The 15,129-nt window shown below is 68.4% G+C and carries 7 protein-coding genes and 2 pseudogenes; 6 read left to right on the top strand and 3 right to left on the bottom strand.

Features of this window, described 5'->3' with window-relative positions; genetic code table 11:
* Positions 1 to 42: 42 nt before the first annotated feature.
* Together ACZ7MX_RS04840 and ACZ7MX_RS04835 are read right to left on the bottom strand one after the other, a co-directional pair.
* Positions 43 to 1,713 carry a hypothetical protein gene (locus tag ACZ7MX_RS04840; RefSeq protein WP_472129408.1) on the bottom strand — a complete coding sequence of 557 codons (1,671 nt, stop codon included), beginning with the start codon at positions 1,711 to 1,713 and terminating at the stop codon, positions 43 to 45.
* A gap of 116 nt (positions 1,714 to 1,829) precedes the next feature.
* Entirely contained in the window at positions 1,830 to 3,512 is a 1,683-nt protein-coding gene (locus ACZ7MX_RS04835; protein WP_472129407.1) for a DUF6119 family protein, read from the bottom strand.
* A 146-nt stretch (positions 3,513 to 3,658) separates the two neighbouring features.
* Here ACZ7MX_RS04835 and ACZ7MX_RS04830 point away from each other — a divergent pair, with 146 nt between their 5' ends.
* The 4 genes from ACZ7MX_RS04830 to ACZ7MX_RS04815 all read left to right on the top strand — a co-directional run bounded on the left by ACZ7MX_RS04830 (position 3,659) and on the right by ACZ7MX_RS04815 (position 12,385).
* On the top strand, positions 3,659 to 5,812 hold the full coding sequence (locus ACZ7MX_RS04830) for an N-6 DNA methylase (protein ID WP_472129405.1): 2,154 nt from the start codon (positions 3,659 to 3,661) through the stop codon (positions 5,810 to 5,812).
* Between the two features lie 89 nt (positions 5,813 to 5,901).
* A complete protein-coding gene (locus tag ACZ7MX_RS04825; RefSeq protein WP_472129404.1) occupies positions 5,902 to 7,893 on the top strand; it encodes a type I restriction-modification system subunit M in 1,992 nt (663 codons plus the stop codon).
* Positions 7,890 to 9,185: a restriction endonuclease subunit S gene (locus ACZ7MX_RS04820; protein WP_472129402.1), complete on the top strand. Its 1,296-nt coding sequence runs from the start codon at positions 7,890 to 7,892 to the stop codon at positions 9,183 to 9,185. Before ACZ7MX_RS04825 ends, ACZ7MX_RS04820 begins: the two co-directional genes overlap by 4 nt.
* Positions 9,182 to 12,385, top strand: a complete 3,204-nt coding sequence (locus ACZ7MX_RS04815; RefSeq protein ID WP_472129400.1) for a type I restriction endonuclease subunit R — start codon at positions 9,182 to 9,184, stop codon at positions 12,383 to 12,385. Before ACZ7MX_RS04820 ends, ACZ7MX_RS04815 begins: the two co-directional genes overlap by 4 nt.
* 59 nt (positions 12,386 to 12,444) lie before the next feature.
* Here the strand turns inward: ACZ7MX_RS04815 and ACZ7MX_RS04810 are convergent.
* Positions 12,445 to 12,585: pseudogene (locus ACZ7MX_RS04810) on the bottom strand (DUF397 domain-containing protein); the annotation flags it as partial.
* A gap of 279 nt (positions 12,586 to 12,864) precedes the next feature.
* Here ACZ7MX_RS04810 and ACZ7MX_RS04805 point away from each other — a divergent pair.
* A pseudogene (locus tag ACZ7MX_RS04805) lies at positions 12,865 to 13,347 on the top strand (ATP-binding protein).
* 145 nt (positions 13,348 to 13,492) lie between these two features.
* Entirely contained in the window at positions 13,493 to 15,070 is a 1,578-nt protein-coding gene (locus tag ACZ7MX_RS04800; protein WP_472129398.1) for a serine/threonine-protein kinase, read from the top strand.
* Positions 15,071 to 15,129: the final 59 nt, after the last annotated feature.

The raw sequence follows: 15,129 nt of genomic DNA, 5'->3' as shown, positions 1-15,129 counted from the left end.
GGTCGGGTGGGAACGGGCGGTGCCCCTGCTGTCTCGGCGTCGTCAGAGGGCTGTGCTGTGCCGATCCAGGTGGGGGGCAGTGGTCCGGAAGTCGTCGAGAAGTTCCACGGCCGCCCGGGCACGGATGGATTCCAGATCCGCCCTGCTCGTCAGGTGTGTTCGACGCGGTAGCGGCTCCAGAGGCGGGACGAGTTTCCGCGGAACCGCTTTCGGCATCGTGAACCGGGAATGGTCGAGCGGGATGCGGAAAAAGACGTCGAAGCCCGCGTCATGGCGTTGAGCTGCGCGGATTCGGTCCTCGGCGAGGTTGAGCCGGGACTGTCCTTCGAAATCTCCCTGGCACAGCCTGAAGACCTCGCGGCAGTGCGGTTCCCACGCCGTCGATCCGTGGTCCAGGCCTACTTCGAGGAAGGGATTGGTGACGGGGCCGCGGTTGTTGCGCGTCGCTCCTTGCCAAGCACGGACGAGGCGAAGGTTGCGCTGGGCCACGCCGTCCGAGGTGGTTGCCGCCTCGGCGGCGTACTCCTCCGCCGTGTCGAGCTTTCCGTTCACGGCGGCCACGTAGGCGGCGATGGTGTACGCCTCCGGGACCAGCGGTGCGGGGATGGCACGTCGTCGGCCAGTGCCGGGGAGGAAGGACATGGCCTGCCGGGCGGACGCCTCCAGGTCGCCTGCTTTCAGCAGGTCGTACGCGCGGTTCAGAGCCATCAGTGCGTGGAATTCGCTGCGTCCTGGATCGACTTGCTCACGGGGCGGCCATAACTCGGACATCAGCACCCACAGCCCGCGGTCCTCAAGGGTGCCCGGTGCCCACTGCCCGCTCAGCGCCCCCGACCTGAGATCGCGGAGCTCGATCTGTTGAGTACGGGGAAGAGCCGAGTCGAGGGCCTCGATGGAGGACAGGTCACCGTCCACGAGTACGTCGTAAAGCAGGTCCCAGACGTCCTCTGGCTCCCGCCTCAGAAGGGTGCCGCCTTCGAGGAAGGCATGTCTCCGGAGGTAGAACTCCCAGCCCAGTTGCTCGGCCTCGGCTGGTGTGACGCTTTCCGGAACCATGCGCGCCCTGAGGTACGTGCTCTCCGCCGCGACCCGAGCCGCCCACGGCTCGTCGTCAGGGAGCAGGCCCCCGTGATCGACGAGGTCGTCCAGGACGGAGAGAGGTGCCCAGGGCAGTAGGTCAGGCAGGAACCTGGTGGGCACGGGTATGGCGCCGCGCGTGGCCGCCGAGGTGAAGAGGGAGAAGGCGGGCCCTCCGGAAACCGCATGGGAGCGTCCCGCGACCAGCTCCATGCCAGGGGCGGTCGAGCACAGTATCCGGCACCTGTCGAGCCCTGCCGCAGTGAGCCACCGCACCCCTGCGAACCACAGCTCCCGCAGATGAAGGAGAACGGTGTCGGCGGGAAGCCTGCTTAGTCCCGCCTGAACCGCAGGGAGGAGAGCCTCCCGGTCGGGGGAGTCTTCCAATGCTCGCTCGACCGTGGTGTGTTGTTCCTCGGTGAGCCGGCCGGTCGTGACGAGGTCCGTCAGCAGGCTGCGTACCGCTTCGATTGCCTCGTCGCCGCCTACGCCGAGCCAGCGCCACTTGCGTCGGGCGAAGCCGCTTGCGGCACCGGACCCGCGGTTGCGTCGTTGCTCTTCCTGACGCGCCAGACGTTCGTTCTCGGCGGCTATCGCCGCCTGTTCGGCGGCGACCGGATCCGTCACTTCGTACACCCCTCAAAGATTAACTGCGTTGTGCGGTACAGCCGTTGCGTATGGCCGATCCACCTGACGGAAAGTTGTGGCGGGGGTCGTGCGTGGTGCGAGTGCACGGGCGTCACTGACGCGACTCAGAGGCCGTAACGGACGGACGGAACGCCCACCACCGCCACGTCGATGCCCTGCGCACGCAGGGCGCGGGCTGCCTGGAGGAGAGACACCTGGGCGAAGGTGAACAGGTTCTTCGTCGTCAGGGCCTTGCCGCTCCTGAGCGAGATCGCGTAGACGACCTTGCGCGGGGTGAAGTCCTCGCCCACCGGGTGTCCCGGATGCTGTTCGCGCACGCGCCGGAAGAATTCGGTGCGCGCCTCTGCATCAAAGCGCAAGGCCTCGGCGGAGACCCTGCCCTGGGCGAAGAGGTGGCTCAGCGGCGCGGAGGAGGCGGCCCGCTTCACGTGAACCAGGGTCCCGTCCTCGGCGAGGAGGTCTGCGGCCTCGAAACCGTGCGGATGCTGGGCGGTCTTGATCAGCCGACGGTCCAGGCAGAGGTAACCGTGCTTCGCCGCCTCCCGGTTGTAGTCCTCTTCCGCCGCGAGGCCGGCCGTCCAGGGCGGCAGCGGACAGCCGGCCGGTGTGGTGAGCAAGGCGTCGACCTCGTTCCGGATGCCCTCCAGGTACTGGTCCCCGATCTCGAACCAGCGCCCCTCGTGGTGGAAGTAGCGGCTGGCGTCGAGCGGGATCTCGGCCGTGACCCACTTGTGGGCCTTTACCCGGGGGCTCACCGGGTCGGTGCCCTCCTCGTCCCGGTGCATCTGTATGTAGCCCGCGGACAGGGCTTCGAGGCGCCTGCCGGGCGGGACACCGTCGAGCAATGCCGTGACGTCGTCGATCGTCGGAGAGGACATGAGGCGGCGGACGGATCCGAGTTTCACTCGGTAGGAGAGCGCGGCGTCCTCCTGATCGAGGTAGGCCGTGGGGACGGCCAGCGCCAGGGTTCCGGTGTCCGCCGAGGCCCCCAGTAGATCGTCAAGTCGCGCTTCCAGGACGCTGCGTCGAGGGCCGCTCTTGAGCGGCCGGACACGGGCGATGGCCTCGAACTCCGGCGCAGGGGACCGGCGGGCAAGGATCGCCCGGATCTGCATGAGGTCTTGGAGCAGGTCCTCCGGCTGCGCACCGAGATGGATCTTCAGCGCGTCCGTACCCGCCACCTGCGCCGTTCGCCGGCGGCGCTTCCCGATCGTGAGTTCCGTCGAGCCCAGGATGCCGACCAGTCGGCTCACCACTTCTCCGTACTCCTCGATGGGGAACGCCCGGATGTGCTGTCCTTGGGCGGCGGAGCTCCGATCCGTGCGGCCTCGGGCGTCCATCAGGCTGTGCGTGACCTGGCGGATGGCATCGGGCTGTGCGGCCCGCAGGACGAAGTCGAAGCCGAAGCCGGGGGAGATCCTGTTCTGATCGAGCAGGAGGTGTCCCATGCCGAAGGTGAGGGCGAAGACCTCGTCGGCGACGGGAAGAAGCAGGACGCACGCCGATGTGCGGTTCTTCACGGGCAGCTTCCGCCCGGTGAGGGTGTTCACGGTCGAGGTCCAGTCGGGCGGCCGGTGGCGGCCGATCACACCGTGACACAGGAGCGCGGGCGTGCCCCTGGTTGTCACGTCCTCGACGACGAAGGCGTGATCGCGTTCGTACCGGGGGTTGAGCGCGGCGCGCAGGTCCGCAGGGGACGGGCCGGTGTCCCGGAGCAGGTACAGAGTGCTGCGCCGGGTCTTGGGGCCGGTGGCGGGAGGACGGGCGGCTGTCGGGGCGAGCGCCATGGGGACTCCTTGGGGTGGTGAGATGACCGGACGATGAAAGCGATACTCAGTAAATGCTTGCGTGAAAGCGTTGTCAAACAGGATTCGCGAGATGAGGTATGGTCTACGGTGTTAACCACATCTCAAGGGGGAGGGGGCGCCCGGTCATGCCCGAGCTCACCGCCCATGTGACAGCCGCGGAGATTTCCCGCATCGCCGGCGTCACTCGGGCCACCGTCAGCAACTGGCGCCGACGGCACGCGGACTTCCCCGCCCCGTCCGGCGGCACCGAGACCAGCCCGCTCTACGACCTCGGGGCCGTTCAGACCTGGCTCGGCTCGCGCGGCCGCGCGCAGGTCGCCGATCCTCGGGAGGAACTGCGCACAGCGGTCCGTTTTCAGGCGCCCGATCCGAGCCGGGCAACCGTTCGCATCGGATTCGTCCTCGCGCTCGCCCGCCGCTCTCCCGACGAGATGGCGGCGCTGGCCGACCTCTCGGACGCCGGGCTCGTCGCCCGGGCCACCGAAGAGGTGGCCGAGCTCCTGGCATCCCTCCCTGGACAGGCGCCCTCGCACCCCCTGTTCTCGGCCGCTGACGGCACCACACTGCGCGCGCTGCTCCGCTGTGTACGTGAGGAAGGCGGGCCGGCCGCGCTCGCGGTACTCGCGGAACGGGAACTGGAGGACAGTGCCGCGACCGGCGTCTACGGGACTCCCGAACCCTTGGCGCAGCTCGTCGCGAGGCTGCTTCCGGCCGGGGCCGCGCGGGTGCTGGACCCGGCCTGCGGCAGCGGTGCGCTGCTGGCCGCCGCCGCCGGGCGCGGCGCCACCACGCTCCTCGGCCAGGACTCCGTGCCCGTACAGGCCCAGCGCGCCGCGGTCGGTCTGCGCCTCGCCGCACCACGGGCAGAGGTCACCGTACGCATCGGGGACAGCCTGCGCGCGGACGCCTTCCCCGGACGAACGGTGGACGTGGTGCTGTGCAACCCCCCGTACGGAGACCGTGACTGGGGCCACGATGAGCTCGCCTACGACCCGCGCTGGGCGTACGGCGTACCCGGGCGGGCCGAGTCCGAGCTCGCCTGGACGCAGCACTGCCTCGCGCACCTCGCCCCGGCAGGCTGGGCCGTGTTGATCCTGCCGCCCGCCACCTCGTCCCGCCCCTCCGGGCGCCGCGTCCGGGCGGAGCTGGTGCGCAGCGGCGCCGTACGGGCCGTACTGGCCCTGCCGGCCGGGGCTGCGCCGCCGCTGCACGTGGGCCTGCAGCTCTGGGTCCTGCAACGGCCCGAGCCGGGCGGCCCGGAGCGCAAGTCGGTGCTGTTCGTCGACGCGACCGGGTCGCTCTCGCCGGGGGCCGGGAAGCAGGAGACGGGCTCGCCGCGTACCGGCTCCTCCCGCGCCCCGCTCGACTGGGCCGACTTGACGGCTCGGACTCTCGCCCACTGGGATGCCTTCACCGCAGATCCGGACGGATTCGTTGCAGAGCCCGGCGCCGCACGCACCGTGCCGGTCGTCGACCTTCTCGACGATCTCGTCGACCTCACCCCGGCCCGACAGGTCCGCATCTCCCGGGCGGACGTCGACCCCGCCGAGCTGTCCGCGCGCACGGACACGGGCCGCCGCGAGCTGACCGAAGCCGCCCGCTCCCTCCTCAACGCGGCGGACCTCACCGTCTGGACCGAGCCCGGTACCTCGGCCCGGGAATGGCGTACGGCCACCGCCTCCGACCTCGCCCGAGGCGGCGCGCTGACCCTGCTCCGCACCGTGCCGGACCCCAAGGGTCCGGAGCCGGAAGGGGCCCCCTCCGCACCGGCGCCGCCGGTCCTCACAGGAGCGGACATCGCGCAGGGGACGGGCCCGACCGGCGACCCGGCGGAGCTCCGCTCCGAAGCCGCGCCCGTGATCGCCGTCGGCGACGTCCTGGTACGGGCGATCGCGGGCGGCACCGGCCCGATGGCTCGGGTTGCGGACGCGGCGGACGCGGGCGCGCTCCTGGGCTCCCAGGTTCACCTCCTGCGCCCCGATCCGGCGCGCCTGGACTCCTGGTTCCTGGCCGGCTTCATCGGCGCGGAGGAGAACGTCGCGGGAGCCTCGACCGGCAGCACCGTCCTGCACGTCGCCCCGGGCCGGTTGCGCGTCCCGCTCCTGCCGCTGGACGAGCAGCGCCGCTACGGCGAGGCGTTCCGGCAGGTCCACGAGCTGCGTACGCGAGCACGGCGGGCCGCGCAGCTCGCGGAGGAGACAGCCGCTCTGCTGGCCGACGGCCTCACAGGCGGCGCGCTGCTCCCGGCCGCGGACGCGGGCGATACCGGCCCGGCCTGAACCACACCCGAACTTCTCAGCCATCTACCACACTTGTCCGCACCCGCTCCGGTTGGGCGGGACGGTCCGGAAGGAAACCGGGGAATCCTTTGAACAGCAGTAAGCACACGGAACTGGCGAACCACGCCTGGTCCGTCGCCGACCTCCTGCGCGGCGACTACAAGCAGTCCGACTACGGCAAGGTCATCCTGCCGTTCACGGTGCTGCGCCGGCTGGAGTGCGTGCTGGAGCCGACCCGAGAGCAGGTCGCGGAGACCGCGGCCCAGTACGAGGGCCAGGACATCGACCCGGACCACTGGCTGCGCAAGGCCTCGGGGCACTCCTTCTACAACAAGAGCGCCCTGACCCTGAAGAAGATCGCCGCCGACCCGCAGAACGCGGCGAAGAACCTTCAGGTGTACGTCGGCGCCTTCTCGGACAACGCCCGCGAGGTCCTCGACAAGTACGAGTTCTCCCAGCAGATCAAGCGGCTGGCCGGCGCCGACCTGCTCTACAAGGTCATCGGCAAGTTCACGGACCTGGACCTGCACCCCGAGGTCGTGCCCAATCACAACATGGGTTATGTCTTCGAGGAGTTGATCCGTCGCTTCGCGGAACAGTCCAACGAGACAGCGGGTGAGCACTTCACCCCCCGTGAGGTCATCAAGCTGATGGTGAACCTGCTGATCGAGCCGGACGGTGACGCGCTCACCGTCCCGGGCGTGGTCCGCACGGTCATGGACCCGGCCTGCGGCACGGGCGGCATGCTCTCCGCGGCCGAGGAGCACATCAGGGAGTACAACGAGGATGCCACGGTGGAGGTGTACGGCCAGGAGCTCAACCCGGAGTCCTGGGCCATTTGCCGGTCCGACCTGATGATCAAGGGTCAGGACCCGGAGAACATCGCCTTCGGCAACTCCTTCAGCGACCCTGCTCACCGGCGCGAGAGGTTCGACTACCTCCTGGCCAACCCGCCGTTCGGCGTGGAGTGGAAGAAGGTCAAGGAGGAGGTGGAATACGAGCACAAGCACCTGGGCGACGCCGGCCGCTTCGCCGCGGGCCTGCCGCGCATCAACGACGGCTCGCTCCTCTTCCTCCAGCACATGATCTCGATGATGAAGCCGGTGGACGCGAAGGGCGGCGGCGGCTCCCGCATCGCCATCGTCTTCAACGGATCGCCGCTCTTCACGGGCGCGGCAGGCTCGGGCGAATCGGAGATCCGCCGCTGGATCCTGGAGAACGACTGGCTGGAGGCGATCGTGGCCCTCCCGGACCAGCTCTTCTACAACACGGGCATCTCCACGTACTTCTGGATCCTCACCAACCGCAAGTCCCCGGACCGCAAGGGCAAGGTCATCCTGCTGGACGCGCGCGACCAGTTCCAGAAGATGCGCAAGTCGCTCGGCGACAAGCGCAAGCAACTGGGCAAGCAGCACATCGCGGACGTGACGCGTCTGTACGCGGACGCGATCCAGGTCGCGGCGGACCCCGAGCATCCGCTCCACGCCAAGGTCAAGGTCTTCGACAACGAGGCGTTCGGCTACCAGCGCATCACGGTCGAGCGGCCGTTGAAGCTCCGCTTCGAGGTCACGGAGGAGACGCTTGCCGCTCTCGCCGCGGCGAAGCCGGTCCAGAAGCTGGCGGAGACGGAGGAGTTCGTGGCCGCCGTCCGTACGCTGCTGGGCTCGTCGTGGCCTACCAAGTCCGAAGCGCTGATTGCCCTGAAGGACGCGGTGGTCGGCGCCGGCCTGCTCTGGCCCACGGGCGCGCCCTTCGCCAAGGCGGTCCGCGACACGATCGGCGTCCGCGACCCCGAGGGCGAAGTTCAGCTTCTCAAGGGCGAACCGGAGCCTGACGCGGGGCTTCGCGACTACGAGAACGTCCCGCTGGGCGAGGACGTCGAGGACTACCTGAAGCGCGAGGTCCACCCGCACGTTCCAGATGCGTGGATCGACCACACGAAGACGAAGATCGGCTACGAAATTCCGTTCACGCGGCACTTCTATGTGTACGAGCCGCCGAGGCCGCTGGCGGAGATCAATCGAGAACTGAAGATGCTGGAGGCTGAAATTCAGGTTCTGTTGGGTGAGGTGGCTGAATGACAACGGTGCGTCTTCGTCACCTAGCTCAGGTTAACCCGCTCACCCCAGCGTTCGACCGTCTTGCCGAAGAAGACGAGTTGACCTTTCTGCCCATGGAGGCCGTGTGGCCGGGCAGCCGACTAGACCTCTCAAGGCGTCGCCGCAAGGCGTCCGTGGCCATGGGGTATACGCGATTTCAGGACGGCGACGTCCTGGTCCCGAAGATTACGCCGACCTTCGAAGCGGGTCGTGCAGTATTGATCAGCGGGCTTCTCGGCGGAGTTGGAGCCGGTACTACTGAACTTCACGTCCTTCGCCCTGGTCCGCGAATCGATGCCCGCTTCCTCCTGTACGTGGTAAACACCCACAGCTTCCTCAAGCTTGGCGAAGCCGAGATGTACGGTGTCGCGGGGCAGCAGCGGGTCCCCGACTGCTTTCTACGGGACATGTTGGTGGAGCTGCCCTCCCTTGAGGAGCAGCGTCGCATCGCCGACTTCCTTGACTCGGAGACCTCGCGCATTGAAAAAATCACCCTGGCGGCGATGAGGGGGCGCAGGCTCCTCGATGAGCGCCGTTGGGCCACGGTGCATTCCTTGAGTACAGGTGCAGACCGCCCAGGTGCGCACTGTGATGTTGGCCTCGGTTGGGCTCCGAAGATTCCGGAGAGCTGGCCGGTGGTGCCGCTAAAGTTCGTTGCAACCTTGGGAAGTGGTCACACTCCCAGTCGAAGTAGGCCAGAGTTCTGGGAGAACTGCGAGATTCCTTGGATCTCCCTCTTCGATGTAGGTCGCATGCGCAACGTCCGGCAGACCGAACTCGCCGTGACGGCACAGCGGATCAGCAAGTTGGGATTGGCTAATTCTTCGGCTACCGTGCATCCGGCGGGAACGGTGGTTCTTTCCCGTACTGCTTCGGTCGGTTTCTCGACAATTATGGGTGTTGATATGGCGGTGAGTCAGCACTTTGCGACCTGGACGTGTGGGAAGTTTCTGATTCCGCAATACTTGCTCATGCTGTTGCGTTCCATGCGGCAGTATTTTGAGAGCGTCCAAGTTGGCACTACTAATGTGACTGTCTTCATGCCTGATTTGTGCGCGATCAGGATCCCCCTGCCTCCCTTGAGGGAGCAGAAGGGCATCATTGAGCGCATTCAGCGAGTTACCGACGGTATTGATGCTCTCGCTGAGCGCTTCGATCGCCAGGTGTCCCTACTCAAGGAACGTCGGCAGTCCCTCATCACCGCCGCCGTAACCGGCCAGTTCGACGTATCCACCGCCAGCGGGCGCAACGTAACGGAGGGAATCACCGTATGAGCCCCGTCCACGACGAGTCCGCCTTCGGCTCCGCGATAGTCGCGGCCCTTACCCGCCCTGCGAGCGACGGCACCCGCCCCTGGCGCGAGGTCAGCCCCGCCGGCTATCAGCCCGACCTCGGGCTGGACACGCAGGAGCTGTTCGAGTTCATCGGCAAGACTCAGGGCGAGGAGTGGCACGAGCTCCGCACCATCTACGGCGACCCCAACGAGGCCCAGCGCGGCTTCGCGCGCCGCCTCGATCAGGCCATCGCCAACGACGGCCTGCTCACCGTCCTCCGCAACGGCGTCAAGGATCGCGGCGTACTCATCCGCGTCGCCTATTTCAAGCCAAACCTCGTCGCCGACGACTCCGTCCTCGACGGCTACCGCGCCAACCGCCTCACCGTCGTCCGCGAGCTCCCCTACGCCACCAAGCAGCTCGACTGGAACAACCGGCTCGACCTCACCCTGTTCCTCAACGGCATCCCGATCGCCACCGCGGAGCTCAAGAACCCGCTCACCGGCCAGGGCGTCGAGCACGCCAAGGAGCAGTACCGCAACGACCGCGACCCCACCGAGCTGATCTTCACCCGCCGGGTCATCGCCAACTTTGCCGTGGACCCGGACTTGGTGTTCGTCGCCACTCAACTCAAGGGAAAGAACACCCACTTCCTCCCCTTCAACACCGGTTCGGAGGGGCCCGGCCGCCCCGGTGGTGCCGGCAACCCCGCGCCCGCAGCCTTCGGCCAGTACGCCACCTCGTACCTCTGGGAGCAGGTCTGGGAGCGCGAGAACTGGCTGGACCTCCTCCAGCGCTTCGTTCACCAGCAGAAGTCCAAGACCCCCGGCGGCGCCACCACCCGTACCACGATCTTCCCGCGCTACCACCAGTGGGACGTGGTCAAGAAGCTCACCGCCCACGCCGCCACACACGGTGCCGGCCAGAACTACCTGATCATGGCCTCGGCCGGATCCGGAAAGTCCAACACCATCGGCTGGCTCGTCCACCGCCTCTCCGACCTGCACGCGGACAACGACCCCCGCACCCTCGACACCGAGGCGCTGTCCGCGGGTTTCATCGAGCCCAGGACACCCGTCTTCGACAAGGTCATCGTCATCACCGACCGCCGGAACCTGGACGCCCAGCTCCGCGAGACGGTCGGCAGCTTCTCCCAGACCGACGGCCTGGTCGTCAAGATCGACGAAAAGTCCGGCGCCAAGAGCGAACAGCTCGCCCGCGCCCTCTCCCGTGACACGGGCAAGATCGTCACGGTCACACTGCACTCGTTCCCCGCGCTCATCGACTACCTCCAGCGCAACCCGACCGAGATCAAGGGCACCACCTTCGCCATCGTCATCGACGAGGCCCACTCCTCCCAGTCCGGTGACGCGGCCACCTCCGTCCGTGCCGCCCTCCGCGAGCTCGGTCTCGACTCCGACTCCGAGGATGCCGGCGCGACCAGCGTCACCGTCACCGAGAAGCTCAAGAAGAAGGCGCTGGAGCGTTCCCGGGCCGCCAACCTCTCCTACTTCGCCTTCACCGCCACCCCCAAGTCCAAGACCCTGGAACTCTTCGGCACGCCCGACCAGGTCAACGGCAAGGAGGCCTATCGCCCCTTCCACACGTACTCCATGCGTCAGGCCATCGAGGAAGGGTTCATCCTCGACCCCTTGCGGAACTACGTCACGTACGGCACGTACTGGAAACTGGTGAACCAGAACCGCGACGAACTGGAGGTCGACCCCGCCAAGGCGAACTCCCTCCTCGCCCGGTACGCCCTCACCCACGACTCGACGGTCTCCCAGCACGCCCAGGTGATCGTGGAGCACTTCGTCACCCACACCCGCGGCCGGCTCGGCGGGCGCGCCAAGTCCATGGTGGTGACCGCCTCCCGGCATTCCGCCGTTCAGATGGCCCGCGCCATCAGGAGCTACATCCAGGACCGGGACTACCACACCAAGTACCCGGACCTCGGCGTCCTGGTCGCCTTCTCGGGTTCCCTGACCATCGACGGCGAGGAGACCACGGAGCCCAAGGAGAACGGCGGCCTTTCCGAGACCGCGCTGCCCAAGGCGTTCGCCTACACCCGCGCCGACGACAAGGCCGTCAAGGCCGGAGCGAAGGGGCAGCAGGAGTACAAGATCCTGGTGGTTGCGGAGAAGTACCAGACCGGCTTCGACCAGCCCTTGTTGACGACCATGTACGTCAACAAGAAGCTGACGGGCATCTCGGCCGTCCAGACCCTCTCCCGCCTGAACCGCACCGCCGAACGCAAGACGCAGGCGGACCTCGCCGTCCTGGACTTCACCAACGACGCCGAGGACATCAAGGAAGCCTTCCGCCCGTACTTCGAGGAGGCGAACACCTTCCCCTCGGACCCGAACCTGCTCTACACCGCCCAGAGCCGGGTCATGTCCGCGCCGATCATCTCCGAAGCGGAGATGGACGAGTTCGCCGCCGCCTACTTCGAGGCGAAGGAGAAGGCCGCCGGCTCACCGTCCAAGTGGGAAAGGCTGCACGCCGAGCTGTACCGTCTCCTCTCGCCCGCTGTCACCCGCTACGAGGCCCTGCGCGACAACGATGAGGACGAGGACGAGGTCAAGACGGCCGAGGACTTCCGCGCCGACCTCCACGACTACGTACGCAAGTACGGCTTCCTCGCCCAGATCGTGCCCTATCACGACCCGGATCTGGAGCGTCTGCACCTCTACGGTCGTTACCTCCTCACCCGGCTGCGCGGGCGTACGGACGGCGGCGTGGACATCGGTGAGGTGGACCTCAGCCACCTGCGCGTCCAGAAGACCGGCGAACATGACGTCTCCCTCAGCCCCGAGGGGCCGGCGACGATGCCCGGCTTCGGCGACGGCGCCGGCGGCGCCAAAGAAGCCGAGAAGTCGCTGCTGTCCGAATTGATTGAGAAGTTCAACGCCAAGTTCGGCACGGACTTCACGGAGCAGGACGTCATTCGGCCCTTCGAGGAAGCCAAGGCCGACGCCAAGGTACGGGCCGCGGCCGTCGTCAATGACGAGGACAACTTCGGGAAGGTCTTCGACAAGGTCTTCGCGGACAAGATGGCCGACCACATCGACACCATCGCCGGTCTCGGGCGCCAGTACTTCGGCCCCGACCGCAACTTCAGGTCGAGCCTGGACCGCAGTGCCCGCCGTGCCGCGTGGCGGATGATCCGCCGCGAGGAGGGCCTGGACGACGCGGCGTAGCGCGTCGCTGGGGGTCGCGTACACCGGCTCGGTGTACGCGCGACGCCCACCGCGTTCGGCTACGCCTTGTGCCCGGCCGCCAGCTCCACGAACCCGGCCCAGGCGGCGGGGCCGACGGTCAGGACGGGGCCGCCTAGGCGCTTGGAGTCACGGATGTGGATGGCACCGGGGGTCGCGGCCACCTCGACGCACTGTCCGCCCTCGGCTCCGCTGCAACCTCCCGAACTCCGCCCGCTCCAGCCCCTCCCGGATGCGCAACAGTCTCAACCGGCGCCCGAAGGCGGTCACCACGCCCTGCCCCGGCTCGTCCTCCGGCCGGTACCCCACCTGCTCCGGCTCCCGCCCGGTGGCCCGTCATCGTCCCGCATCGCCGTCACCCTTCAGCGCCCGTACACCGCGCCGGTCTCCCGCCTACAAGCCGAACGCGACGGCGCGTCACCGCTGATCACGCTAGGCCACTCTGGCCCACCGTGGGGGCCATGACGAACAACCCCACCGGCGTCCTCCCGACCATCCAATCACCCTGTCTCACATACCACTTCGAGATGCGCTTCAGCTCGACCCCGCGAGGTGCCCGCCTCGCTCGCCGCCTGTGCGGCGAGCGGCTGCACGCTTGAGGCATCCCGTACGGCACGGAGACACACGACACGGTCGTCCTGCTCGTGGCCGAACTCGCCGCGAACGCGGTCCGCCACGGGCGCGTCCCCGGCCGGGACTTCCAGGTACGGCTCACCACCGCGCCCGATGCGACGGTACGTCGAGGTCACCGACACCCGGGGCGAGCGCGACCCCGAGCCGGCTGCCCACCACCCCGGCCCCGACCGCACCGACGGTCGCGGACTGCTCCTGGTGGCCGCCCTCGCGAGTCGGTGGGCTGGTACCCCTAGCCCGGCGGAGGTCCGGGCAAGAGCGTGTGGGCGGAGTACGAGCTCGACAGAGAGAGGCTCAACTCAACGGCATAGGCACTTCTCGGCCATAGCTGCAAACTCGGCCAACCTCACTGGACGGAAGATCTCCGCACCACCCAGACTGGCGCTGACATGTCGGGCCGGCCGACACCACCTTGGTACGCACGCCGGCGCACGGACGCGACGGGGGCGGGGCGCGGTGCCGCAGCAGGTGATCGCCGGACGGTACGAACTCCTGGAGGAACTCAGCCACGGCGGCATGGGCGATGTCTGGCGTGGTTATGACGCCGTACTGGACCGGCCCGTGGCCGTGAAGCTCATCCGGCAGCAGTCCGTCACGTCACCACAGCTCGCGGACGAGTTCGCCAAGAGGTTCCGCCGCGAGGCCCGGATCACCGCTCGCATCCAACATCCAGGCGTCCCGCAGGTGTACGACGCGGTCCTCGACGACACGCACGAGCGGCTGTTCCTCGTGATGGAGCTCGTAGAGGGCGTGCAGCTGTCCACGTACGTGGACCCCGCCAGACCACTGCCGGTGAGTTGGGCGGCGGCTGTCGCCGCCCAGGTCGCCACGGTGCTGTCGCACGCCCACGAGGTGCCGGCCATCCACCGCGACCTCAAGCCGGGCAACATCCTCGTCGCCCGCGACGGGACGGTGAAGGTCCTCGACTTCGGCATCGCGGCGATCCTGCGCACCGACGCGACCAAGCTGACCGCGACCGGCACGCCCATCGGGACCTCCCAGTACATGGCGCCCGAACAGGTTCGCGGCGGCCGCATCACCCCGCAGACGGACCTGTACGCGCTCGGGTGCGTCCTCCACGAACTGCTCAGCGGGCGGGTCCTCTTCCATGCGGACAGCGAGTTCGCCCTCATGTACCAGCACGTCAGCGCCGCACCCACGCCGCTCCGGCAGCTGCGCCCCGAGGTCCCGGCCGCGCTGGAGGAGCTCGTCCTGCATCTGCTGCGCAAGGCCCCGGAGGCGCGGCCCGCCGATGTCCAGGAGGTGTACGAGCGGCTGCGTCCCTTCCTCCCTGCGGTGGGCCGGACACCGGTGTCCGGCGAGGTGGGCCCGGCCGGCGCCCCGGACCCCACGGGGCTGTTCCGCCACCCGTACGCGCCGCGCTCCCGCCCACGGCCGACAGCCATGCCGGCGCCTCCGGAGGCGCTGGTTGCCGCGCCCCTCCCCGTGCCGGCCCAACTCCGCGCGGAGATCAAGGAGGCGTACGCGCACTCCGACGCCCTCTTGGAGGAGGAGCGGTTCGCGCAGGCCGCCGAGGTGCTGAGCGAGGTCATCGAGCCGGCCGCCCACGCCCTCGGCGCGGAGAACCGGCAGGTGCTGGAGCTGCGTACCCAGCGGGCCGCGGTCCGGTTGCTCGGTGGCGACTACCGGGCCGCGCTGCCCGAGTTCACCGCACTCGCCGATGCTTACGGCCGCATCGCCGGGCCCACCAGCGAACGGGCCCGCGCCTGCCGGGCCCAGGCCGCCCGCTGCCGCGCCGAACTCGGCCAGGTGACGGAGGCGCTCACGGTTCTGGAATCGGTTCTGGCCGTCGTCCGGTCCGTGGACAGCGACGTCAGCGAGGAAGCCATCGAACTGCGGCGTGACATCGGCATGCTGCTGCTCGCCAAGGGCCGTGCGGCCGATGCCCGGGTCGTGCTGGAACCGCTGCACGCCGACCTCGACGTCGTCTACGGGCCCGCTGACGAGCTGACCGCGGAGGTCGGCGAGGCCCTGGCGCTCATCCGGCTGGATATCGACGGCCAGGAGCCCTGAACGCCGTTTCAGCGGGACGATCCAGGCCGCCGGTAAGACGGTCGGGCCGGACGGCTCGG

The sequence above is a fragment of the Streptomyces sp. NPDC107765 genome (genome assembly GCF_055657085.1).
Note: the sequence above shows the minus strand (reverse complement) of the source record. Positions and strands in the feature narration are given on the sequence as shown.

Coding starts and splice junctions, on each gene's coding strand:
- ACZ7MX_RS04830 (WP_472129405.1), top strand. CDS start 3,659: ATGCCCGAGCTCACCGCCCATGTGACAGCCGCGGAGATTTCCCGCATC.
- ACZ7MX_RS04835 (WP_472129407.1), bottom strand. CDS start 3,512: ATGGCGCTCGCCCCGACAGCCGCCCGTCCTCCCGCCACCGGCCCCAAG.
- ACZ7MX_RS04820 (WP_472129402.1), top strand. CDS start 7,890: ATGACAACGGTGCGTCTTCGTCACCTAGCTCAGGTTAACCCGCTCACC.
- ACZ7MX_RS04815 (WP_472129400.1), top strand. CDS start 9,182: ATGAGCCCCGTCCACGACGAGTCCGCCTTCGGCTCCGCGATAGTCGCG.